Origin of the sequence: Streptomyces sp. NPDC057565, from assembly GCF_042801455.1 — a bacterium.
Classification (GTDB): domain Bacteria; phylum Actinomycetota; class Actinomycetes; order Streptomycetales; family Streptomycetaceae; genus Streptomyces; species Streptomyces yanii.
Genome location: NZ_JBHVFU010000063.1, coordinates 16,634 through 37,059, shown reverse-complemented (window position 1 = coordinate 37,059; position 20,426 = coordinate 16,634). Strand labels below are relative to the sequence as shown.

Genomic DNA, 20,426 nt, shown 5'->3' with positions numbered 1-20,426 from the left:
ATTTCCAGCTCCCGGAGCGACGTATGTCGGGCGCATCTGCATCTGCATCTGCATCACCTTCACCTTCCTGTGTGCCGTGCCGAAGCCGGGCGGGGTACTGCGTCGCTCGTCATGGTTGGGGCCGCCGCCGTCATGGGGCCGGGTCAGTAAGCCCTGGTGAGGGGGGCGTCGTCGGCCAGGTCCGGGCCGGCGACGCCCCTTTGATCACTGGTCGTCGTCGCGGGGTACGGCTGGTTGCTGAGAGGAACGCTCTCGCTGCCTGGACACGATCTGCGACACCAGCAGGCATACGGCGATGACAGCGACGATGGCGGCGGCGACGAACTGGGCCGAGGTCAGCACCTCGATCAGCCCACCGCTGTCCTGATAGGGCTGATAGGGGTCATCGGCGGCGAAGATAAAACAGTCGGACACGGAAATGGCTCCACGTTGGTGCGCACCCGGGCACGGGCGGTGCGCCCGGTCGGGCAGTACACCGTCCGCGGTACGAGCGCGTCAGGAAAGGGGAAGGGAAGGCCGGGGTGTGGAGCGGCCGTTCAGGGGGCGCAGGGCTGGCCGAGGTGCAGCCGGGCCGTCAGCCGATGGGGGACCGGCAGAAGCGCCTCGTGGCGGTGCCGGCGGCCCGTCGGGGCGGGCGCAGTGAATGGGCGGGCTGAGCACAGCAGCAGTGCGACCAGGCCCAGCAGGTGCCGCCACCCGGGGCGCATCAGTGCGCTGAGCGCAGAGCCCAGCCGGGCGGGAACGCGGCCTGCGCCCCGTAGCAGTGCGATCAACGCGTGCGCGGCGAGCATGTTCAGCGCGGCCATCAGCAGCATGTTGTGGTGCCATACCGGCGGCAGCCGCAGATGATCGTCCAAGTGGTCGGCGGGCACCGACGTACCGGTCGCCTCCAGCCATACCGGCAGGGCCCCGCAAGCGGCGGCGAGCACGGCCCGCGCCCCGGCACCCCCCCGGGGGCGAAGCGCCCATGCCGCCGGCAGGGCCACGGCCACTGCTGCGGCCAGTACCGCGGGCATCGAGAGCCGGGAGTCTGCCGTGGCGTGATGCACGCCTACCGCCAGCGCCACACAGGCCAGGGCATGCACCAGCGCGCGGACGGCTGAAGCGCCCGCGCTGCTCAGAGAAGAGGGGGTGCTGCCCATGGTCCCCTCATGATGCGGCACGGTTCGGGGCTCGGGCGCCGAATACGGTCGAATTCACCCGTTGGCCGGCCCCTGCTCGCCGCCTGCGTAACCGACCGCGTCCGCACCGCACATCTCGACGGCCTTGGCATCACCGAGGTCGTCCTCGCCGACGCGCTGACCTCTGCCGGGCGAGAGCGCGGTGGCGAAAGCGGCTGACAGCGCGGCGCCATGCATGACTTGACGGTTCGGCCCCTACGGTTACGACGCGGGAGCCAGCGCGGTCGCATCCAGGGCCGGGCGCAGTGCTCTGGCCAGGGTGACGCCGTCGCCGGTGGCCCAGAAGTGCATGTAGAACAGGCGCGGCTGGTCGTTCAGGGTGTGGTTGTGGAGTTCGACGATGTCGATGCCTCCCTTGCGCAGCGCGCGGATGACCTTTTGCACCTCGGGGGCGGTCATGACGAAGTCGCCGTTGATGGCCGCCTTGTTGCCGCCCAGGGGCTGGAAGTTGATGCCGGTGGTGATGCCGAGGGCGGACGGCAGTACGTGGGTGCCGTCGGTGATGGTCTCCTTGCGGGCGATGGAGAACTTGTAGATGCCACCGTCGGCGGTGCCCTTGCGGCCGAGCGCCTTGTCGATGCTGGCGGTGTCCAGGTTGATGGGCGGCTGGGTGGCCGGGGGCGGTGAGGCCGGCGGGATGGCGGTTGCGGCGAGCGCGGACTTCAGACCCTTGGCCAGGGTGACCGGGGCACCCATGGCGTGGATGTGCGTCCACCAGACTGCCGGGGACTGCTGGAGGAGGTGCTTGTGCAGCGCAGTCTGCTCGATGCCGGCGGCCTGCAGCGCGTCGGTGACCTTGGGCAGTTCGTCCTCGGTGACGACCAGGTCGCCCATCAGGATGGTCTCGCGCTGGTACTTGGCGAAGACCGCGTAGCCGCCGAGCGCCAGGCCCGGCTTGATGGCGACGCCCTGCGTGGTGACCTTCAGGTCCTTGCGGGGCAGCGGGACGCGGTAGACGGTGCCTTTCATCAGGGTGCCGGTGCGGCCGAGAGTGTCGGCGACCGGCTTCCAGTCTGCCTCGGTTGTCTGTACGGGCGGCTGCGCCTGGCTGTCGGTTGCGGTCGGGGGCGCGACCGTCTGCGGACCGCCCCCAGCAGCACCCTCTGCCGTCGCGGTGCTGCAGCCTGCCAGCAGGCCTGAGCCCGCTATCAGGAGGCACGCGGCCGCTGTCCCGGCGACCGGCTTCAGGTGCGAGCGGGGTGACATGACCACTCCTCGTCGAGTTCGTCGTCGATGGTGCCTGTGTGGTCAGACAAACCGCCGCTGATGAGGCTGGCACGAAGAGCGCACCCAATCGGGTGACTTCATCACAGCTTCATCAGCAGACAGGATCGTGGGAGGTGAACCGCACGCCGACGCAGAAGGGAAGCACCATGCGGTCCTGGTGTTCGAGGGCGAGCCCAGGGTGCGGAACCCGCTCCACCGAGCTCTGACCGAGGAGGGATACGCCGTCGACACGACCGCCGACGGGCCTCAGGCGATCGCCCTGACCGACGTCGCTGCCTTCGACGCGATGGTCCTGGACGTGATGCTGTCCGGCCTGGACGGATTCGAGGTGTGCGCCGCCCTGCGGCGGCGCGGCATGTGGCTGCCGACGTGCCCCTTCCAGTACGGCGAAGGGGCACGGCAGCCTCCGGTGCGCGCTGCCTCAGAGCGGGCTCAGCAGCATGAGCACCTCGTCCCGGTCGTCGCCACCTGAGCCACCCGAACCGCTGCCCAGCCGAAGAGCGCCCGGCCAGCGGCCGATTTCCTTCCAGCCCAGACGCCCGTAGAAGTCCTCCAGCCCGACGCCGCCGCGCGCGGCGAGGTGGAGCTGTTCAAGGCCCATCTCGTCGCGGGCGATCTCGCGCACCCGGTTCATCAGAGCGGCGCCGACGCCGCGCCCGCGTACGGAGACGCGGGTCTGGACGTGGTGGAGCGTGCCCCAGTGTGCGACGAGAGGGTGCGTGTCCCTGCGGACGTTGAGCCAGCCGACGAGCTCGCTCCCCGCCCACGCCGTCAACAGACGGCTGCGGTTCGCGTCCAGTGCGGCGACAATGCCCGCTGTCGCCGCTGCGACCTCATCGGGGTCGACGGGAAGAAAGGGAAACCCGGCGGCCCCTCCGGCGTCGCTCACCTCGATCCAGCAGCGGGTCAGCTGCTGTTGCAGTGCCGCATCGACATCGTCGGGGCGGGTGTGCTGGCGGAATGACAGCGGGACTTGTGCACTCATCCGGGGAGTGTGGCAGGCGAGTCTGACAGTGCCGGTCCGGTGGCTCAGGCGTGCGGGACCTGCCCGCTGACCCGGTGGTCGGCGTGGCTGAGCGCTTCCATGACCAGGCGCCGCAAGTCGCCGTCGCTCAGGCTGTAGTACATGTGACGCCCCTGGCGGCGGGTCTCCACCAGGCCCGCGAGGCGCAGCTGGCCAGGTGCTGGCTCACTGCGCCGGGGCCGCGCCCTCGTGGCCCGGCCCCGGCACATGCCGCGCTGGACCGGCCACCTACGCGGTCGGGATCTCCTGCCGTCACACGCCCATCCCGCCCATGCGCGGCCGATCACTCCCACCTATCAGGCCGCAGGTCATGCCCGTGACGTTGTAGACGGCCGGAGAGTTGGATGTGATGGCGCGCTTGGCATGGAGCTGCGGGAGCCACTCGAAGACGGCGGGTGCGGCGTCTACTCCGGCCGCTCCGACGGGCACGCCCTGGTGCTCGTGGACGACGACGAGCGGTTGGGATGTGACGGCATGCCCCCGGGTTTGCCCGCCGGTGAATCCGATCGCGGCGACGGTGTTCCCGTAGACGACGGAGGTGTAGGGGCTGCATGGCAGGTAGGGGCCCGGGTCGGTGGCGAGTCCGAGGTCGTGGAGCAGGGTGCCCGCGGCGTGTTTGCCCTGCGCGGCGGCATCCGCCCAGTGGTCGATCCGCCAGGTTCCGAGCAGTGCGTCGTGGTGGATAGCGACGCCACCTGCGGCGTAGACGCCGTCGTCGTGAGCCCGGAGACGGTCGTCGACCTGCACGCCGGCCGCCCACGGGGCGGGCCCCGAGGGGGTGGTGCCCAGAGCGACGATCGCGAGGTCTGCGCGCAGGTCGGCCTGATCGTCCAGCGTGATGTCGAGCCCGTCGCCGTCGACTCTGATCGTGGCGGGGGTGCGTCCGAAAGCAGTCGACACGTTTTCGTGATGCGCTGCCGCGATGGTCGCTGCGATGTCGTCTCCGAACGCGGTGGCACCGGGCAGGGGCGAGCGCGCGACCAGGGTGATTTCGTGTCCCTTCTGGTGGAGCAGGGACGCGGTCTCCGCCGCTACCAGACCGGCGCCGAAGATGACGACTCTCGCGGGGTTCGAGCGGTGTGCCAGAAGATCACGCAGGCGGACGGCGTCTGAGAGGGAGTGCAAGCTGGTGAGCCGTCCGGCCGCGGTCGCGGCGTCTGCCCCCGGTACCAAGGCGTCGAGGTCTCTGGGTGTGCTGCCGGTTGCGACGATCAAAGCGTCGAAGTCGAGGGCCGCTCCGGAGGCCAGCCGCACGGTGCGGGCGCCGGTGTCGATGAACTGGGCGGTGTCGGCGACGAGAGACGCACCGGGGGTGGGCAGTGAGGCTTGCTCTGGTGTCAGGAGCCCGACGGCAACGCCCTTGTTCACCAAGGTTCGGTTGTACGGAGTCTCGCCCGTGCGGCCCACCAGCGTCACGGTGACACCGTCCGTCTTCGCGAGTTCCTGCGCGGCGGCGGCTCCGGCCGATCCTGCGCCCAGGATCACCACGTGCTGCGTTGTCATGTGTTCTCTTTCTGCTTCTTCTCAGGGCTGGGAGCCGGGGCGGGCGGCCCGGGATTCAGGATCGGACGAGTCGCGCGATGGCCTGTGATGCTTCGCTGACCTTCAGGTCGGCGGCCGGGCCTCCGGCGGCCGCGGCGTCCATCACGCAGTGACGGAGGTGGTCGTCGAGGAGGCCGAGCGCGACGCCCTCGAGTGCCCTTGTGATGGCCGCGACCTGGGTGAGGACGTCGATGCAGTACCGGTCGTCGTCGACCATCCGGCCGATTCCCCGAACCTGGCCCTCGATACGGCTGAGGCGCTTGAGGTACTTGGCTTTGTCGGAAATGTATCCGTGTGGTGCGGAGCCGGCAGCGGTGGGGCAGGTGTCGTGCTCCGGCTCGGTGATCGTGATGCTCATGACTGACCGTTCCTTTCTGGCGTGGGCACGGCACCTCCCGTTGTTCGGAGTGGGGCGCCGCGCTCGGGTGAGCTCGGCGCCCCGTGGTGTCCTGACCTAGGCGGCGGCGGCGTACTTCGCCGGGTCGGCGTCGAAGAGCGGGCCGCACGAGGCGCAACAGAACCAGTAGCGGCTGCCGTTGTAGTCACGGAACAGGCCCTGTGCCTCGGCGACGCTCTTGACGACGGGGGTGCCCGCCATGACCGGGCAGACGGCCTGGTCGTCGGCCGTGGCCGGCTGGGCGGGAGCTGACGCCTTGCTGCCGCAACAGCCGCCGGACTGGGGGGCGTTCAGAGCGGTGTTCTCGTTGGTCATCTTCGTTGCCTTTTCTGTGACGGGTTGGATGGACAGGGGTCAGGTGGTCTGTGTGGTGGTCTTGAACCGGCGCAGGCGCAGGCTGTTTCCGACGACGAACACGCTGGACAGGGCCATGGCGGCACCGGCGAGCATCGGGTTCAGCAGGCCCAGTGCGGCGACCGGGATCGCGGCGACGTTGTAGGCGAAGGCCCAGAAGAGGTTGGACTTGATCGTGCCGAGCGTCTTGCGGGACAGGCGGATCGCGTCGACCGCACTGAGCAGGTCTCCGCGGACCAGGGTGATGTCGGATGCCTCGATCGCGACGTCGGTGCCCGTTCCCATGGCCAGTCCCAGGTCGGCCTGGGCGAGGGCCGGAGCGTCGTTGACGCCGTCGCCGACCATCGCGACGATCTTGCCTTCCTTCTGCAGGCGGGAGACGACGTCGACCTTGTCCTTGGGGAGAACCTCGGCGATGACCTCGTCGATGCCCACCTCGGCTGCGATCTGCCGTGCCACAGCCTTGTTGTCGCCGGTGAGCAGTACCGGGGTCAGTCCGAGGCTCTTCAGCTGAGTGATGGCCGCCGCGCTGGTTGGCTTGACGGTGTCGGCGACCATGAGCACGCCCCGGGCCTTGCCGTCCCAGCCGACCGCGACGACGGTCTTGCCCTCGCCCTCGGCCCGCGTCTTGGCGGCGGCGATCTCCGGGCTGAGGTACAGGGACCACTCGGCGAGCAGTGATTCGCGGCCCACGAGCACCGCGTGCCCGTCGACGACGCCCTGCACGCCCTTGCCCTCGACGTTCGCGAAGTCCTCAGGTGCGGGCAGCACGCCGGCCTCCTGGGTGGCGGCCTTGGCGATGGCCTGGGCGATCGGGTGCTCGGAGGAATCCTCCAGCGCGCCGGCCAGGCGCAGCAGTTCGGCCCGGTCGGTGCCCGCTTCGGTGACCACGTCGACCAGGGTCATCCTGCCGGTGGTGACGGTGCCCGTCTTGTCGAGCACGACCGTGTCGACCTTGCGCGTGGATTCCAGGACTTCCGGGCCCTTGATCAGGACACCCATCTGGGCGCCGCGGCCGGTGCCGACCAGCAGAGCGGTCGGGGTGGCCAGACCCAGTGCGCAGGGGCAGGCGACGACGAGTACCGCGACGGCCGCGGTGAAGGCGGCAGTCACCGGGAATCCGGCGCCCAGCCAGGCGCCCAGGGCGGCGACGGCGATGGCGATGACGATGGGGACGAACACCCCGGAGACCTTGTCGGCGAGCCGCTGCACCTCGGCTTTGCCGGTCTGCGCGTCCTCGACGAGCTTCGCCATCTGGGCGAGCTGGGTGTCCGATCCGACACGGGTGGCGCGCACCAGCAGGCGGCCGCCGGCGTTCACGGTGGCACCGGTCACAGTGGCACCTTCACTCACCTCGACGGGCACGGACTCGCCTGTGAGCATGGACGCGTCTACCGCGGAGGTTCCCGAGACCACGACACCGTCGGTGGCGATCTTCTCGCCCGGGCGGACGATGAACTCGTCGCCTGCGTTGAGGTCCTCGACCGGGATCTTCGTCTCGATGCCGCCGCGCAGCACCGACACTTCCTTCGCGCCGAGTTCGAGCAGGGCGCGCAGGGCCGCGCCGGCCTGCCGCTTGGATCGCTTCTCGAAGTAGCGGCCGGCGAGGATGAACATCGTTACGCCTGCGGCCACTTCGAGGTAGATGTTCGAGGCGCCGTCGGAGGGTGCGAGTGTCAGCTCGAACGGGTGCGTCATCCCGGGGGTTCCGGCCGTGCCGAAGAACAGCGCGTACAGCGACCACAGGAATGCCGCGATCGTGCCCATGGATATCAGCGTGTCCATGGTCGCGGTGCCGTGCTTGAGGTTCGTCCACGCGGCCTTGTGGAACGGCAGTGCCGCCCACACGATCACCGGCGCCGCGAGCGTCAGCGACGCCCACTGCCAGTACGTGAACTGCAGCACCGGGATCATCGCCATCGCGATGACGGGAACCGTCAGCAGGACCGAGGCGACCAGGCGGTTGCGCAGCGATGTCAGCTCCGGGTCGGCCTCGTCCGGGTTCTGGCCCGATGCGGCGGCCTTCGGCGTCGCCTTGGGAGCGGGCAGGGCGGCCGTGTAGCCGCTCTTCTCGACCTCGGCGATCAGAAGGGCCGGGTCGTAGCCCTCAGGGACGGTCACCTTGGCCTTTTCGGTGGCGTAGTTCACCGTCGCGGCGATGCCGTCGAGCTTGTTCAGCTTCTTCTCGATGCGCATCGCGCACGAGGCGCAGGTCATCCCACCGATGTCCAGTTCGACGCTCGGCCCTCCGGCGGGAGGCGCTGATGTGCTCATCGCAATCCTTCTCTCAACTCGTCCGACGCACTGACCGGTTCGGTTCAGTGGCCGTGGGAGCTCGTGTCGTGGGTGCCGGTATCGGTGTCAGCGCCGTCGTCGCGGGCGGCGTCGAGGACGAACTCGGCGGTGTGCACCTTGCCGTCGACCTTGAAGTCCAGGTACAGCAGGTAGCGGCCCGCGTTCGGCGCCTCGGCGCCGAACGAGATCTCCGGACCGGTCGTCTCACCGGCCGAGGGCTCCTCGCCCTGCGCGTGGACGTGCAGGTAGGCGAGGTCTCCCTCGCGCAGCGCGACAAGATGTCCGTACGCGCCGAGGTAGGGCTGCAGGGTGGTGACGGACTTTCCGTCGCGGGTGATCTTGACGGTCAGTTCGCTGGTCTTTCCGGCGACGAGATCGCCGTCGACCGAGGCGGTGAAGCCGTCGACCTCGTCGGTCGTGCTGACCGTCTTGGCCGGGTCGGGGGTGAACTGGCCGGCGACATCGACCGTGCTGGTCAGCGTCATGCCATCAGAGCTGTTCTTGGGGGTGAAGTCCGTGTAGATGCGGTACGTGCCCGCGGTGTCCCACTTCCACGGGACCGACCATGTGCCAGTGGCCTTGTCGAGCGTCGGGTGCACGTGACGGAACTGGGTGCCGTCGGAACGCACCACGATCAGGTGCAGCTGCTTCTCGTGCGCGGTCTCGTACCCGAGCAGCGGGTCACCCGCCTTGTTCTGGATCTGGAAGCTCAGCTCGCCCGAGTCGCCGACCTTTTCGGGCGAGTTCACGGACGTCAGCACGTAGCCGTCGGCGGAGGCCGACAGCCCCGCGGGCGTATCCATCGGCATCGACGGCTTCTTGTCCGTCATCCCGCTGTGGCTGCCCGTGGTGCTTTCGTTCTTCCAGTCGGAGACCACGCTGTCGGGTACAGCCACAGCGGAGATGCCGAGCGCTCCGGTGAACGCGACCGCCAACCCCGCGCCGTACAGCGCCAGACGTCCTGCTGCGTTCATCGGACACGCACCGCCGAGTAGCCGGCCTCGTCCACGGCCGCCAGCACCTGAGCGTCGTCGACCGCGTCGGATCCGGTGACGACGAGCTTGCCGGTCTGCGCGCTGACCTGGATGTCCTCGATACCGGCGATCTTGACGACCTCCTCGCGGATGGACATCTCGCAGTGGCCGCAGGTCATGCCCGTCACCTTGTACTCGTTGCTGCTCATCACGCGTCTCCTCTCGAAATGGATACCCCTGCGGGGTATCAAGGGTTGGAACCGTATACCCCTGGGGGGTATTCCGTCAACAGTTGCCCCTGGCGGCGCACGGGCGCCCCTGGATCCGGGCACGCATTGCCTGCAGTGCACAGGTCGCCAGGCAATGGAGAACGGCCCGTCCGGTCGGGGACGAAGTCGCGGTGACGGCGGTCGACAGGGCGGCCGACACCGGGTTCCGGTCTGCGTGGTCAGTCATCTGGGTCACTCCTCGATATATGGGCCGGGGGTATGCTGCGCGCCGCAGTCTATATACCCCCTAGGGGTATGACTAGGCGGGTGCTGTCGAATAAGGGGAGCCGACGAGGCCTACCCCCAGGGGTGTGTGCTGCGTTGATCATCCAAATACCCATAGGGGGTAGCTGGCCTGCCGTTGGTGGAGGGGGAGGGCATGCCGAGCGTCTGCGCCGCTTGCGACGACAGATCACCGAGTCGCGAACCAGGAGGCGTACCGTCGGGCCGGCCGGTCTGCAGGGGCCCACACCTACGGGTGTCGGAGACGCGGGTTCGGGACTGGATGCCAGGTCCGGAATGTGCGCGGATCACGTGGTGAGGCGCATACCCGCCCGTGCGGCGAGTCGCGGTGCGCCCTTCGTGGTGCCGGCTCTCTCGGTGACGTTGGTGGTGCTGCTCGCTGCCAGCTGGCTTCTCACCCGGCATCTGGTCGCCGGCGCTCCGCCTCTGCTCGTGGCAGCAGGGCGGACAGCGGCCAGTTTCGTGGCCATCGGGCTCGTTTCCCTCACGTCCCCGCGGTCGAGGTCGCAGGTCCGACAGGCAACTGCCCGTGGTGGGGGCGCCGTGCTGCTGGGCTTCCTCGGCTTCTTCGCCTACTACTCCGGCACCCTGCTCGGGACCGGCTGCATCGGGGCCTCCCGGGTCAGCCTGATCATCTCCCTGCTACGAGGAAGCGTTCGCCGCGCTGCGCGGTGCCATTGCGCTGGAGGATGCCCTCCCTTATAGCGATCCGCCGGCCTGGCTCCAGCCCGTGCGCCACGCCTACGGCGCCCTCCTGACGGAGCAAGGGCGACTCGAGGAGGCCGTCGCCGTGTACCGCGCCGCCCTCTACCTCGACCGCACACTAGGGAGGCGGCGCACCCGCCCCAATAGCGTGTGGAGCCTGCACGGACTCCACGAATGCCTCACCCGGCTCGGCCGGCAGAGCGAGGCAGACGAGATCGCACTCCAGCGGGACATCGCCGTGGCTGCCGCCGATGTGCAGATCGCCGCCTCCTGCTTCTGTCGCCTGAGCGCCGCCTGCGAAAGCCTCGCTGGTCACTGAGCGTCTCTCGGACCGTTCCTAGCCAGTGTGCGTGAGTGAGTCCTGGACCCACTGCTGCGTACTGGGCGCATCCCGAGCGGTGTTGGATGCGCTGGGTTCCCGCGTTCGCGTCCCGTTCGGTGACGGCCCTGCGGGGGGCCGGTCCGTTGCGGGTGGGCGGGTTCCCTCACGCCCCCGGTCACCTGGTTCGGCCTGGGCGGTCCGATGCCCCGCACGATCGCTCCGGTCGTGTGGGGGCGGTGCCGTCCGTCGCCGGATCGGGTGTCCGAGGGCGCGTCGTCCGATCGCGATGCCCGCGGCATCGTGACGGGACATGGTGCGGTGCGGGGTGGCCAGTGGTTTCTGCCAGTGCTGGGCACCCCACCGGGAGGTGTAGGCGGGGTCGACCGCGACGATCGCAAGGCCGTGTTCGGCGGCCATGGAGACGAGCCGGGCCTTGAGCCTGCCGGTCGGGATGCCGGAGATGAGCTGCCGGAACCGTTTCCTGCGGCCGTGCTTCTCCCGGGTCTTCTCGGTGGTGAAGTCGAGGTCTTCGATGCCGATCGCGGCGACCCCGGCCTGCTCGGCCCAGTGGATCAGGCGGGTCAGGGCGTGGCGGATCTGAGCGTCGCGGTGACCGGCCGAACCGGACAGGTCGAAGCCGAAGCGGCGCGGGTCACCGACGGGATTGCCGTGCCGGTCGAGCCGGTAGGCGGCGAAGTGGTCGGCGTTGGTGTCGACACCGATCATGCCCCGGGCGCGGGCGGCGGACAGCGTCATGGTCAGGATGGCGGGGCGTTGCCAGGACGCGGTGAGGTACCAGCGGCCACGCTGGATGTCGAGGTGGATGCGGTAGGCGACGGCCCGGTTCGCGGTGATGCGGTCGGCCCACTCCGCACCCCGGTGCGCGAACCCGATCCGGGTGGTGAGGACGTACCGGCCGTGCCCGGCGTTGGCCAGGTGCGCCAGCGGAGCAGGCAGCCTGATGGACACTTCGCCGTCCGGGGTGACGCGGATCGTCTCGTTCCCGAACCGCTTCCCCGACTCACCATCAGCGGCAAGAAACCAGCGCCCCGCCTCCCACCGTTGCCGCCACTGCTCCTCGGTGAGCCCGGCCTCGGCGAGGTGGTGGCGGGTGTTGAGCAGACGCTTACCGCCCCGCACCACGCGCACCCGTCCGGCCTGCCACTCGGCGACAACGGCCGCATGCCGCGCCTCCAGTGCCGCGAGACGGCGGGACTTGTGGAACCACTCACCCCGGGACCGGTAGCCACCCGCGGCCCGCTTGGTGCCCTTCTCCCCGATCGGGAGGGACAGGCGGTGCCGCAGCGTCCTGATCCCGGCTGCCAGCGTCTGGATGTGCGCCGCCTGGCAACGGCGCGCCAGCGCCCACTGATCGTGCGTGGCCTTGGTGATCGCACCCGCGATCCGCGACGACGACTCCTTCGTCAGCTCCCGCTTACGCGACGCCCAGGTGTCCGCACTGTGCTCCAGACCGTCCGCACAGCGAGCCTTGAGATCACGCGAAGCCAACGCACCCTGATGCTCACCGACCGCACGCAGCACCATCTCGTCCCGGGCCGTGAGGTGCTTGAGCCGGTCCCGGACCGCCACCCCGCAAGGCCCCGGCACCACGAAGGGCACGGCCAACTCCCGCAAACCACCCACCACATCACCCCCGCCCTCAAAGGCCAGCCACCCGCTATCCAGCCCAACGAGCAACAGCCGCCAAGGTCACCCATTCGACCACAGAACCCCCGTTCCCACCCCCACAAACCCACCGACAGGACCCACTCCCGCACACCACCACTCACTTCAGCTCAGCAAACCGACAGCAGCTCACAACCTCTCCACTGCCTCGTCCGGAATCCAGCAGTGACCTGCCCGAGGCCCCGGTGACCTCGGACGTTCTGTCCACCGTGTCAGCAGGGCCCCGGGTGACGTATCCGAGTGCCCCGGCACCCGCTGCTGCCCGCTCGAGACCCGAGCCACGGACTGCGTGTTGCGGGTGGGCCGATACGCGTTCCAAGAACCCTGGCCATATACCCCCTAGGGGTATATGGTGTGGTCATTGCGAGAGTGGGAATCCCCCCGAAAGCGCAGCATCCCCCAGGGAGTTGTCATGACGAACCACGCCGGCCACGACCACACCACTCACGCCGCGCGCGGGGCCCAGGCCGGGGGCCTGTCGGTCTCCGAGAGCGGGTACACGCTGGAGCTCGACGCCACGGTCCTCGGCGCCGGCCGGCAGACGGTCACCTTCCGGGTGACCGGCCCGGACGGGCAGCCCGTGACCGAGTTCGTTCCCGAGCACGAGAAGGAGCTGCACTTCATCGCCATACGGCGGGACACCTCCGGGTTCCAGCACGTGCACCCGGTGCGGGACGAGAAGGGCGTCTGGACCACCGAGCTGACCCTGACGCCGGGCGACTGGAGGTTCTTCACGGACATCCACCCGGCCGCCCACACAGGAACCCTGACGCTGGGCGCCGACGCCGCGGTCGCCGGCGCCTACGACCCGCGCCCGCTCCCGGAGGCCACCGGGGTCGCCCGGATCGGCGACTACGCGGTCACGCTCGACGGTTCGCTGCGGGCCGGTGAGGTGAGCGAGCTGACTCTCACCATCAGCCGCGACGGCCGGCCCGTGACCGACCTCCAGCCCTACCTGGCCGCCTACGGACACCTCGTGGCCCTGCGCGTCGGCGACCTGGGCTACCTCCACGTCCACCCGGAGGGCGCCCCCGGCGACGGGGTCACCGCGCCGGGCCCCGAGATCTCCTTCATGGCCGTCGCGCCCTCGGCCGGCACCTACCGCCTGTACCTGGACTTCCAGCACGAAGGCGTCGTACGGACCGCCGAGTTCACCGTGCGCACGACGACGGCCGCGCCCCGCCCGGACGCGACCCCGGCCCCCGAGCACACCGAGCACGGCGGCCACCACCACGGCGCCCACGCGCACCACTGATCACGGTGAACACGCGCACACGCACCACTCATCGCGAAAGCCAAAGCGAATGGAGCATCATGCCCCGCCTGACCCGACTCTCGCCCGACACGGCGGTCGGCGCCTCGCGCGACCTCCTCGCCGATCTGGTCTCCCGGCACGGACAGATCGGCGACATGGTCTCGACGATGGCGCACTCGCCGGCCGTCCTGGGCGGTTACCTCCAGCTCAGCCGGGCGATGGGCCGGGCCAAGCTGGACCGCAGGATCAGTGAGCGGATCTCGATCGCGGTCCAGGCCGTGCAGGGCTGCGGACTCTGCCTCGAGGCGCACGTCGGCGCCGCCCGCGCCCTGGGCGTGGACGAGAAGGAGATCGAGCTCGCCCACCAGGGCACCTCGGCCGACCCCGCCGTCGCGGCGATCGTAGCCCTCGCCCTCCAGGTCTACCGCGAGCCGTCCTCGATCACTGACGACCAGGTCACCGCGCTGCGCGAGCACGGCTACAGCGACCGTGCGATCGCCGATGTCGTCGGTGTCGTCGCCCTCAACATCCTCACCGGCGCCTTCAACCTCCTCGCCGGCCTCACCCCGGGGAGCGCCGCCGATGCGTAGAGAAGCCCAGGACACCCCACCTGCCTGTACTCGCGGGGCACGGCCGCCACCAGGGGGCCGCGCCCCGCCGCATGGACACGGAAGGAACCCGTCATGCGACTGTTCGCCCTCCGCGACTACCGCCACCTCTTCAGCGCCCAGGTCATCGCCCTCTTCGGCACCGGACTGACGACCGTGGCACTCGGCCTGCTCGCCTACGACCTCGCCGGCCCCCGCGCCGGAACGGTCCTCGGCACCGCCCTGACCATCAAGATGGTCATGTACGTGGTCATCGCCCCTCTGGCCGCCGCGTACATCGACCGGCTCCCCCGGCGCGCCCTCCTCGTCACCCTCGACGTGATCCGCGGCGCGGTCGTCCTAGCGCTCCCGCTGGTCAGCGAGGTCTGGCACGTGTACGTCCTGATCGGCCTGCTCCAGGCCGGATCCGCCGCGTTCACCCCGACGTTCCAGGCGGTCATCCCCGACATCGTCACCGACGAGTCCCTCTACACGCGGGCGCTGTCCGCCTCCCAGGTCGCCTCCACCATGGAGAGCCTGCTCAGCCCCGTCCTGGCCGCTGTCGCCCTCACCTTCATGAGCTTCGACCGGCTGTTCCTCGGCACCTCCGCCGGGTTCCTCGTCTCCGCGCTGCTCGTCCTGTCGACGCGTGTCCCCGACGCCCGCCCCAGCACCCACACCAGGGCGTGGGACAAGGCCGCGGCAGGCATCAGGACCTTCGTCACCACGCCGCAGCTGCGCGGCATCATGGCGCTCAACCTCACGGTCGCCGCCGCGGGCTCGATCGTCGTCGTCAACACCGTCAACTACGTCCGTGACGAGCTCGGCGGCTCCCAGTCCGACGTCGCCTGGATGCTCGCCGCGTCCGGCACCGGCACGCTCCTGGCCGCCCTCGCCCTGCCCCGCGTACTGGACCGGATCGCCGCCCGCACCGTGATGACGGCCGGCGCCGCGGTCCTCGTCGCCGCCACCACCGCCGCGACAGCGCTCATCGTCGCTGGCCTCATCACCTGGACCGGCACGGCGATCATCTGGATCGGTATCGGCACCGGCATGGCCCTGGTCATCACACCGACCGGCAAGGTCCTGCGCGACTCCGTCGCCCGGAACGCGATCCCCGAGACCTTCGCGGCCCAGTTCTCCCTGTCGCACCTGGCCTGGCTGATCACCTACCCGATCGCCGGCTGGCTCGGCACGAGCGCCGGGTTCACCGCCGCCTGGTCCGTCCTCGCGGTCCTCGCCGCGGCGGGCGCGACCGCCGCCCTCCTTCTGTGGCCGCGCCACGACGGGCCGGAATCCACACGGGCGCCCGCGAAAATCAATCAGCACGCCTCGAGCGATGATCCATCCACGCTGGTCAGGGCTGCTTGAAGCGCCACGTTCAACGCACTGCCCGTGAGGAACGCTGAACGGCGGGTCCCATCGTCCAGGCATCGCGAAACGCTGCGTCCGTTGCCCGTTCAGTGTGGGCAGCGGACGCAGCTTGCCGAGAGCCGAGTGGAACATGAATCAGCAGCCGTGCGGGCGCGGCCGACTCGCGGAAGCGCAGCAGGGTGGAGAGCCGCAGGGGGACACACCCGTCTGCTCCACGCGGGCCGAGCTCGCGGCCACCGGCTTGCGCACGAGACAGACGCCTCTCGTTCCACGAGTGAGCGCTCTACTTGGCGAACAGCGCCAGTTAGAGCGCTCCTTACCTTGTTGGCGGGTTGATTCCGGTCCTTCGTACGATCGGGAGACCCAGGGGCCTGGGTGTGGCTGAAAGCGCTCATGCCGTACGTGTGGCTTTGACTGATAGGCCGCTCGGTGCCCCGCGACGACACGGTCACTCATTGGGACGAGCGAATGGAGATCGCTTCGTAAGGACACGTCGGCGTGGTCGTCTGCAGGGAACCAGTCAACCAATCGGCGAGGGAGGCTCGGGTGCCCGAGCTCTGGGCGGGGACGGCTGGTGCCATGACGGATTCATGGTCGACCCCGAGTTCCCGCTCCTCTACAAGCGAGACCCGTGGTGCTGGTCGCCCGAACTCGGCTTTCACCGCTCGCGCACCCCGGATGTCCCGCACCGCCTGACGGGGATCATTGGCAAGAAGTTCGTCAGCAACAAGGGCATGCAGATGTGGCAGGTCCTCCGGCTCGGTGCGGGCTGGGGCATCAGCAGCGAGCCGTGCGACGAGGGCCACTGGACCGAACAGACCTGGCAAGTCTTCGAGGCCGTCGACTACCGGTGGAGCGGAGGCCTGGAGCCGGTCGCCCGGCTCGGCCAGCTGGTCGGCCGGCACGTCGACAGCGGCGGCCAGGACCGCATCGCCGAAGACGACGCGCTCCTCACCGGATGGTTCCGCGACGCGATCCTCGAGTTCCTGCCCCACCCCGGCCTCGGTGGACCGGGTGTTCGAGGACATCCCACACCGCGTACGAGGCCGGGTGCCGCGCGGCCAGCGCGCGGGCCGGGGTCACGGACGACGCGGCCCGCGACTGGGCCGCCGCGAAATCGAGTCGCCCATCCCGCCAGATCACCGCCTCGCCATCGAGGACCGTGCCCGGCCGCAGTGCCATGCCGGCCAGGGCCAGGTCCATCCAGTACGGCGTGACGACCCGCCCTGACCGGGCGTACAGAGTGACCGTGTCCTCGGTCCGCACCATGATCATCCGGTTCCTCCGGAAGTGGTTGTTGTACTGATCGTTTCTCATTGATGTTACGGTCGTTACATGATGACGGACGGCGGCGAACCGTGAGCGGTTCCTGCTGATGTCGGTCAGTACCGCCGGTGCGCCTGCGACCACCCGCGTACGGGTGTGGCGGAAGCTGCGCTCGCTGGGGCGCTGTACCTGCAGCAATCCGCGTGTCTGCTGCCCGACCGAGAGGTGGTCGGCCGCCAGGTGGCGCGGCTGCTGGCGTCCGTGCGGGACGGCGGTGGCACCGCGCGGCAGTTGGCTGTGAACATCGCCGACGAGGCGGAGTACGGGCAGCTGATCGCCGAGTTCAACGCGGAGCGCGACACCGAGTACGGCGAGGTCGTCGAGCGTGCCCCGGAGTTGCTGAAGGAGTTGGAGATGGAGACGGCGCGCGGCAACGCCACCTATGCGGAGGTGGAGGAGTCCGAGGCGGACCTGGAGCGGTTCGACAAGTGGCTTGCCAAGATCGACGCTCGGGACTACTTCGGCGCGAACGGTGGTGCGGCGGCGCGGGAGGCAGTTGAGCGGTGCCGCGCGGCGCTGGCCGCGTTCGAGGACGCGGCGATCGCGGCGCAAGCCGGCACCCATCCGGTGGCCGACTCCGACACGAGCGCGCTGCCGACCTCGGCCAAGCTGCGCGCCGTCGAGTAGAAGGGGCCTTCACATGTGGTGGGACATACTCATCGCGACCGTCGCGGGCCTGCTCGCCGCCTGGGTGACGCTGCTGATCGCGCTGCTGCTGATCCGCCCCAAGGGTGCCCTGCTCGCCGAGGCGGTACGACTGCTGCCGGACCTGGTGCGCCTGCTGCGGCGCCTGGCCGCCGACAAGAGCCTCCCCAAGGGTGTGCGGGTGCGGCTCGGACTGCTGATGGTCTACCTGGTGCTGCCGATCGATCTCATCCCCGACTTCCTGCCGGTCATCGGCTACGCGGACGACGCCATCATCGTCGCGTTCACCCTGCGCTCCGTCGTGCGGCGGGCAGGAATCGACGCCGTGCGCGCTCATTGGCCTGGCACCGATGACGGTTTCGCGGCGCTGTCCCGCCTGACCGGCCTGAATCGAGCTGTGGACGGCACTGACCCCACGCCCTCGCGGCCTCGGCCGTAGATCAGTTCCGCCGCCTCCTCTTCACGACGATCAGCGAGGCACTGCGCCTGAACTGACTGTCCGCGAACGCACAGGGGTAGGGGGAGGTCGACGACCGGCCTTCCCCTGCAGTCGTCACAATGTGGCGGGCGGTCTGGCTTCGGGCGAGCGCTTGCCGCGGATGTGATGGAGAAATTCCACCTCGCATCCGGACTCGGCTCATGTCTGCCGGATTCAGCCAGAGAGGGATCTCCTGTCGCCAACCGCGAACAACTTCGTTACTCCGCAGACCAGTTCGGGCTACACCAGAAGGTTGAGAGTGGAGCCTGCCTGCGACTGGAGGACTGGTCGAATGCTGACGATCAACGTGGCGGTACTGCTCGCAGTCATTGTTGTCCTGCGGCTGCGCCGCCGGACACACTCCAGGAGCCGACTGGACGAGAAGTTCACCGTGGTCATCGTGCTGGCCCTCGGGGTGCTGATTGCCCCGACAGACCTCGGCCAGGGAATTCTGAGCGTCCTGGCCCAGCTCGTGCAGGGCATCTCGCAGTCGGGCTGAGAAACCACGGCCGGTCGGCGGTGCGGCTGGTGAAGGTCGCCCGCCTGCCGGTCGTGGGTGCCATGGCTTCCGGGAGGGCGGTGACACGGCACCGGCCCGGAAGCTTCAGGACGCTGGCGCCCTTCAGGGTCGGCCTGGGCGCTGCTGACTCACTCTCCGTGCCGGGTGGGGTGACGACTTTCCGGCCGAGCACTGGATCCATCTGCGGACCACGAACCCCATTGAGTCGACCTTCTCCACGGTTCGGTTGCGGACCAAGGTCACCCGCGGTGCCGGTTTCCGCACCGCCGCCTTGGCCATGGTCTTCAAGCTCGTCGAGTCCGCCCAGCAGCGGTGGCGGGCCGTGAACGTGCCCCACCTCGTCGCCCTCGTCCGCGCCGGAGCCCGCTTCGAACGTGGCTGCCTTGTCGAACGCCCCGAGGAGGTCGCGGTCTAGCCGATTGAGAAGGCGGCATCGGGGGCGGCGTAGTCGACGGGACCATCGAACCGCGCCGCGGCACGTGCCACCGCTTGCTGCGGCGTGAGGAAGCGGCCGACGTGCGTGACGATCAGTCGGCCCGCCCCGGCCGTGCTGGCTGTGTCGCCGGTGTCCTCGGGCGTGTGGTGCACCTGTTCGCCCTCGACTGGTGCCTGTGCGCTCTCGGCTTCGCACAACAGCACGTCGCATCCCTCGGCCAGCTCCGTGAGGCTCGGGCACGGTGCCGTGTCTCCGGAGTACACCAGCGACTTGCCCGCCGCCTCGATGCGCACGGCGAAGGCCGGAATGCCGTGCGACACCGCCCGGCTGGTCAGTCGGAGCGAGCCAACGGCCGCCTGATGCCCGTCGTGCAACTCGTTTACCGCGAAGGCGGATTCGATCGGGCTGCGAGCCGGAGTGTTGGTGAGAAAATTGGCCAGCCGGTCGGCGATTCCAGGCGGACCGTAGAGGGGGATCGGCGCTGCGAGGTGAATGTCCGCGTACAGGGCGCCGTAGTACGCGGTGAGCAGGTCCGCGCTGTGATCGGCGTGCAGATGCGAGATCCAGATCGCATCGAGCTCATCCAGCCGCACATGACGCTGGAGCGGGCCGAGCGTCCCGCTGCCCGCGTCCACCCAGATACGGGTGTCCCCGCTCGACACCAGGTAGCCGGAGCACGGATTGTCCACGCTCGGGTAGGGCGTCGCGCAGCCCAGGACCGTGAGGTGAAGAAGCTCGTCGCTCATCCCGAGATCCTAGAACACATGATCCACAAGTCTTGACGATTACTCGCCCGCCCCGCGCCCAAGCTCGGCGGTGGTTGCCCGTAGCGGGGAGGCGGTGGCTTCAGCGAGTTCTCGATCGTCGTCCGTGTACTGCTGCCAGTACCAGTCCAGGGCCTTCGTGGTCAGGAGGCAGCCGGATGCGAAGTGTTTCCGCGAGACGGTGTCGCAGTGTGGGGCGGTCATCGGGTGGTAGAGCAGTTGTGCGCGCATGCGCGGGCCGTCGCGTTGTTTGGCCATCATGGTGAGCGCTGTGGCCATGGTGGCGCCCGCGCAGTCGCCAGCCACCGCCAGCCTCCGACTGTCCAGTGAGAGGTCTGAGGCATTGTCGGTCAGCCAGGTCAATACGGCGTACAACTCTTCGAGCGCTACTGGGTACCGAGCCTCGGGAGTGCGCGTGTACTCGGGAACCACGAACACGGCTTCGCTGGTGGTCACGAGTTCACAGATCATCCGGGTGTGGGTCTGCGCGTCACCGAGCAGCCACCTGCCCCGTGGACGTAAAAGACCACGGGGAGCGGACCGCTCCGCGCTGCGGGGCGGAAGGTCCAGAAGCCGACCAGTCCGGAGGGGCCGACCGGCACCGCCCAGAACTCGGCGTCCACCGCGAAGTCGTCAAACAGATGCCCCTGGGCTTCCAGGAGTGCCTCCCGGCCGTCGACCGGACCGAGCTGATGCAGGTCCGGTGGGTCCGCCGAGGCGTCGACCAACCGTTGGACGACGGGGTCGAGGATCACGGCGGGGCGATCGGGACCGCCTTCGCCGGTGACGGGCTTGTACTACACGCCTCACCTCTAATTCCTC

The 20,426-nt window shown here is 69.3% G+C and carries 25 protein-coding genes and 2 pseudogenes; 9 read left to right on the top strand and 18 right to left on the bottom strand.

Features of this window, described 5'->3' with window-relative positions:
• Nucleotides 1-204 precede the first annotated feature (204 nt).
• From ACFU8W_RS44270 to ACFU8W_RS44255, 4 genes are all read right to left on the bottom strand, one after another.
• A complete protein-coding gene (locus tag ACFU8W_RS44270) occupies nt 205-414 on the bottom strand; it encodes a hypothetical protein (RefSeq protein ID WP_384050526.1) in 210 nt (69 codons plus the stop codon).
• 122 nt (nt 415-536) lie between these two features.
• Nucleotides 537-1,142: a hypothetical protein gene (locus ACFU8W_RS44265; RefSeq protein ID WP_384050523.1), complete on the bottom strand. Its 606-nt coding sequence runs from the start codon at nt 1,140-1,142 to the stop codon at nt 537-539.
• A 54-nt stretch (nt 1,143-1,196) separates the two neighbouring features.
• Entirely contained in the window at nt 1,197-1,358 is a 162-nt protein-coding gene (locus ACFU8W_RS44260) for a hypothetical protein (RefSeq protein WP_384050520.1), read from the bottom strand.
• Between the two features lie 24 nt (nt 1,359-1,382).
• A complete protein-coding gene (locus tag ACFU8W_RS44255) occupies nt 1,383-2,387 on the bottom strand; it encodes a DUF1259 domain-containing protein (RefSeq protein ID WP_384050517.1) in 1,005 nt (334 codons plus the stop codon).
• Between the two features lie 127 nt (nt 2,388-2,514).
• Between ACFU8W_RS44255 and ACFU8W_RS44250 the strand changes: the two genes are divergently transcribed.
• On the top strand, nt 2,515-2,880 hold the full coding sequence (locus tag ACFU8W_RS44250) for a response regulator (RefSeq protein WP_384050514.1): 366 nt from the start codon (nt 2,515-2,517) through the stop codon (nt 2,878-2,880).
• On the opposite strand, the gene ACFU8W_RS44245 is transcribed toward ACFU8W_RS44250, so the two are convergent.
• From ACFU8W_RS44245 to ACFU8W_RS44210, 8 genes and pseudogenes are all read right to left on the bottom strand, one after another.
• The gene (locus ACFU8W_RS44245) at nt 2,830-3,393 is read right to left on the bottom strand and encodes a GNAT family N-acetyltransferase (protein WP_384050511.1); all 564 of its coding nucleotides are present in this window, start codon (nt 3,391-3,393) and stop codon (nt 2,830-2,832) included. The two genes, ACFU8W_RS44250 and ACFU8W_RS44245, sit on opposite strands and share 51 nt — an antisense overlap.
• A 44-nt stretch (nt 3,394-3,437) precedes the next feature.
• A pseudogene (locus ACFU8W_RS44240) lies at nt 3,438-3,604 on the bottom strand (winged helix-turn-helix domain-containing protein); the annotation flags it as partial.
• Between the two features lie 80 nt (nt 3,605-3,684).
• Nucleotides 3,685-4,935, bottom strand: coding sequence for an FAD-dependent oxidoreductase (locus tag ACFU8W_RS44235; protein ID WP_384050508.1), 1,251 nt, complete (start codon nt 4,933-4,935; stop codon nt 3,685-3,687).
• Nucleotides 4,936-4,990: 55 nt separating this feature from the next.
• Complete coding sequence (locus ACFU8W_RS44230; protein ID WP_384050505.1) at nt 4,991-5,332, bottom strand: metal-sensitive transcriptional regulator; 342 nt, start codon at nt 5,330-5,332, stop codon at nt 4,991-4,993.
• 96 nt (nt 5,333-5,428) lie between these two features.
• On the bottom strand, nt 5,429-5,686 hold the full coding sequence (locus tag ACFU8W_RS44225; RefSeq protein WP_384050503.1) for a YHS domain-containing protein: 258 nt from the start codon (nt 5,684-5,686) through the stop codon (nt 5,429-5,431).
• A 39-nt stretch (nt 5,687-5,725) separates the two neighbouring features.
• Nucleotides 5,726-7,999, bottom strand: coding sequence for a heavy metal translocating P-type ATPase (locus ACFU8W_RS44220; RefSeq protein ID WP_384050500.1), 2,274 nt, complete (start codon nt 7,997-7,999; stop codon nt 5,726-5,728).
• A 44-nt stretch (nt 8,000-8,043) separates the two neighbouring features.
• Nucleotides 8,044-8,994 (bottom strand): hypothetical protein, encoded by a 951-nt coding sequence (locus ACFU8W_RS44215; RefSeq protein WP_384050497.1) that lies wholly within the window; start codon nt 8,992-8,994, stop codon nt 8,044-8,046.
• Complete coding sequence (locus ACFU8W_RS44210) at nt 8,991-9,203, bottom strand: heavy-metal-associated domain-containing protein (RefSeq protein ID WP_384050494.1); 213 nt, start codon at nt 9,201-9,203, stop codon at nt 8,991-8,993. Before ACFU8W_RS44210 ends, ACFU8W_RS44215 begins: the two co-directional genes overlap by 4 nt.
• A 1,033-nt stretch (nt 9,204-10,236) precedes the next feature.
• Here ACFU8W_RS44210 and ACFU8W_RS44205 point away from each other — a divergent pair.
• Nucleotides 10,237-10,530, top strand: a complete 294-nt coding sequence (locus ACFU8W_RS44205; RefSeq protein ID WP_384050491.1) for a hypothetical protein — start codon at nt 10,237-10,239, stop codon at nt 10,528-10,530.
• A gap of 18 nt (nt 10,531-10,548) precedes the next feature.
• On the opposite strand, the gene ACFU8W_RS44200 is transcribed toward ACFU8W_RS44205, so the two are convergent.
• Nucleotides 10,549-12,177, bottom strand: coding sequence for an IS200/IS605 family accessory protein TnpB-related protein (locus ACFU8W_RS44200; RefSeq protein ID WP_384050488.1), 1,629 nt, complete (start codon nt 12,175-12,177; stop codon nt 10,549-10,551).
• A gap of 454 nt (nt 12,178-12,631) precedes the next feature.
• On the opposite strand from ACFU8W_RS44200, the gene ACFU8W_RS44195 reads away from it, so the two are divergent.
• The 3 genes from ACFU8W_RS44195 (at nt 12,632) to ACFU8W_RS44185 (ending at nt 15,432) form a co-directional block, all read left to right on the top strand.
• Nucleotides 12,632-13,474 (top strand): hypothetical protein, encoded by an 843-nt coding sequence (locus ACFU8W_RS44195; RefSeq protein ID WP_384050485.1) that lies wholly within the window; start codon nt 12,632-12,634, stop codon nt 13,472-13,474.
• A 59-nt stretch (nt 13,475-13,533) separates the two neighbouring features.
• Nucleotides 13,534-14,064, top strand: coding sequence for a carboxymuconolactone decarboxylase family protein (locus ACFU8W_RS44190; protein WP_384050483.1), 531 nt, complete (start codon nt 13,534-13,536; stop codon nt 14,062-14,064).
• A gap of 93 nt (nt 14,065-14,157) precedes the next feature.
• Nucleotides 14,158-15,432 (top strand): MFS transporter, encoded by a 1,275-nt coding sequence (locus ACFU8W_RS44185; RefSeq protein WP_384050480.1) that lies wholly within the window; start codon nt 14,158-14,160, stop codon nt 15,430-15,432.
• Between the two features lie 455 nt (nt 15,433-15,887).
• On the opposite strand, the gene ACFU8W_RS44180 is transcribed toward ACFU8W_RS44185, so the two are convergent.
• Nucleotides 15,888-16,463: a hypothetical protein gene (locus ACFU8W_RS44180; RefSeq protein WP_384050478.1), complete on the bottom strand. Its 576-nt coding sequence runs from the start codon at nt 16,461-16,463 to the stop codon at nt 15,888-15,890.
• Entirely contained in the window at nt 16,387-16,752 is a 366-nt protein-coding gene (locus tag ACFU8W_RS44175) for a hypothetical protein (protein WP_384050475.1), read from the bottom strand. Before ACFU8W_RS44175 ends, ACFU8W_RS44180 begins: the two co-directional genes overlap by 77 nt.
• Nucleotides 16,753-16,857: 105 nt before the next feature.
• Here ACFU8W_RS44175 and ACFU8W_RS44170 point away from each other — a divergent pair, with 105 nt between their 5' ends.
• The 4 genes and pseudogenes from ACFU8W_RS44170 to ACFU8W_RS44155 all read left to right on the top strand — a co-directional run.
• On the top strand, nt 16,858-17,388 hold the full coding sequence (locus ACFU8W_RS44170) for a Chromate resistance protein ChrB (RefSeq protein WP_384050472.1): 531 nt from the start codon (nt 16,858-16,860) through the stop codon (nt 17,386-17,388).
• Nucleotides 17,389-17,401: 13 nt separating this feature from the next.
• Nucleotides 17,402-17,845, top strand: coding sequence for a YkvA family protein (locus ACFU8W_RS44165; protein ID WP_384050469.1), 444 nt, complete (start codon nt 17,402-17,404; stop codon nt 17,843-17,845).
• Between the two features lie 331 nt (nt 17,846-18,176).
• On the top strand, nt 18,177-18,383 hold the full coding sequence (locus ACFU8W_RS44160; protein ID WP_384050466.1) for a hypothetical protein: 207 nt from the start codon (nt 18,177-18,179) through the stop codon (nt 18,381-18,383).
• 178 nt (nt 18,384-18,561) lie between these two features.
• A pseudogene (locus tag ACFU8W_RS44155) lies at nt 18,562-18,819 on the top strand (IS256 family transposase); the annotation flags it as partial.
• Here the strand turns inward: ACFU8W_RS44155 and ACFU8W_RS44150 are convergent.
• Genes ACFU8W_RS44150 through ACFU8W_RS44140 form a run of 3 tightly spaced genes read right to left on the bottom strand, consistent with a single transcriptional unit; the run spans nt 18,816 to nt 20,359 of the window.
• Nucleotides 18,816-19,586, bottom strand: coding sequence for an MBL fold metallo-hydrolase (locus ACFU8W_RS44150; protein WP_384050463.1), 771 nt, complete (start codon nt 19,584-19,586; stop codon nt 18,816-18,818). The pseudogene ACFU8W_RS44155 and the gene ACFU8W_RS44150 sit on opposite strands and share 4 nt — an antisense overlap.
• A 39-nt stretch (nt 19,587-19,625) precedes the next feature.
• Nucleotides 19,626-20,060 (bottom strand): alpha/beta hydrolase fold domain-containing protein, encoded by a 435-nt coding sequence (locus ACFU8W_RS44145; protein ID WP_384050460.1) that lies wholly within the window; start codon nt 20,058-20,060, stop codon nt 19,626-19,628.
• Nucleotides 20,061-20,071: 11 nt separating this feature from the next.
• Complete coding sequence (locus tag ACFU8W_RS44140; protein WP_384050457.1) at nt 20,072-20,359, bottom strand: hypothetical protein; 288 nt, start codon at nt 20,357-20,359, stop codon at nt 20,072-20,074.
• Between the last annotated feature and the right edge of the window lie 67 nt (nt 20,360-20,426).

Coding starts and splice junctions, on each gene's coding strand:
- ACFU8W_RS44245 (WP_384050511.1), bottom strand. CDS start 3,393: ATGAGTGCACAAGTCCCGCTGTCATTCCGCCAGCACACCCGCCCCGAC.
- ACFU8W_RS44255 (WP_384050517.1), bottom strand. CDS start 2,387: ATGTCACCCCGCTCGCACCTGAAGCCGGTCGCCGGGACAGCGGCCGCG.
- ACFU8W_RS44225 (WP_384050503.1), bottom strand. CDS start 5,686: ATGACCAACGAGAACACCGCTCTGAACGCCCCCCAGTCCGGCGGCTGT.
- ACFU8W_RS44185 (WP_384050480.1), top strand. CDS start 14,158: ATGCGACTGTTCGCCCTCCGCGACTACCGCCACCTCTTCAGCGCCCAG.
- ACFU8W_RS44195 (WP_384050485.1), top strand. CDS start 12,632: ATGACGAACCACGCCGGCCACGACCACACCACTCACGCCGCGCGCGGG.
- ACFU8W_RS44210 (WP_384050494.1), bottom strand. CDS start 9,203: ATGAGCAGCAACGAGTACAAGGTGACGGGCATGACCTGCGGCCACTGC.
- ACFU8W_RS44220 (WP_384050500.1), bottom strand. CDS start 7,999: ATGAGCACATCAGCGCCTCCCGCCGGAGGGCCGAGCGTCGAACTGGAC.
- ACFU8W_RS44160 (WP_384050466.1), top strand. CDS start 18,177: ATGCTGACGATCAACGTGGCGGTACTGCTCGCAGTCATTGTTGTCCTG.
- ACFU8W_RS44190 (WP_384050483.1), top strand. CDS start 13,534: ATGCCCCGCCTGACCCGACTCTCGCCCGACACGGCGGTCGGCGCCTCG.
- ACFU8W_RS44175 (WP_384050475.1), bottom strand. CDS start 16,752: ATGAGAAACGATCAGTACAACAACCACTTCCGGAGGAACCGGATGATC.
- ACFU8W_RS44230 (WP_384050505.1), bottom strand. CDS start 5,332: ATGAGCATCACGATCACCGAGCCGGAGCACGACACCTGCCCCACCGCT.
- ACFU8W_RS44235 (WP_384050508.1), bottom strand. CDS start 4,935: ATGACAACGCAGCACGTGGTGATCCTGGGCGCAGGATCGGCCGGAGCC.
- ACFU8W_RS44150 (WP_384050463.1), bottom strand. CDS start 19,586: ATGAGCGACGAGCTTCTTCACCTCACGGTCCTGGGCTGCGCGACGCCC.
- ACFU8W_RS44165 (WP_384050469.1), top strand. CDS start 17,402: ATGTGGTGGGACATACTCATCGCGACCGTCGCGGGCCTGCTCGCCGCC.
- ACFU8W_RS44215 (WP_384050497.1), bottom strand. CDS start 8,994: ATGAACGCAGCAGGACGTCTGGCGCTGTACGGCGCGGGGTTGGCGGTC.
- ACFU8W_RS44180 (WP_384050478.1), bottom strand. CDS start 16,463: ATGTCCTCGAACACCCGGTCCACCGAGGCCGGGGTGGGGCAGGAACTC.
- ACFU8W_RS44260 (WP_384050520.1), bottom strand. CDS start 1,358: ATGCATGGCGCCGCGCTGTCAGCCGCTTTCGCCACCGCGCTCTCGCCC.
- ACFU8W_RS44265 (WP_384050523.1), bottom strand. CDS start 1,142: ATGGGCAGCACCCCCTCTTCTCTGAGCAGCGCGGGCGCTTCAGCCGTC.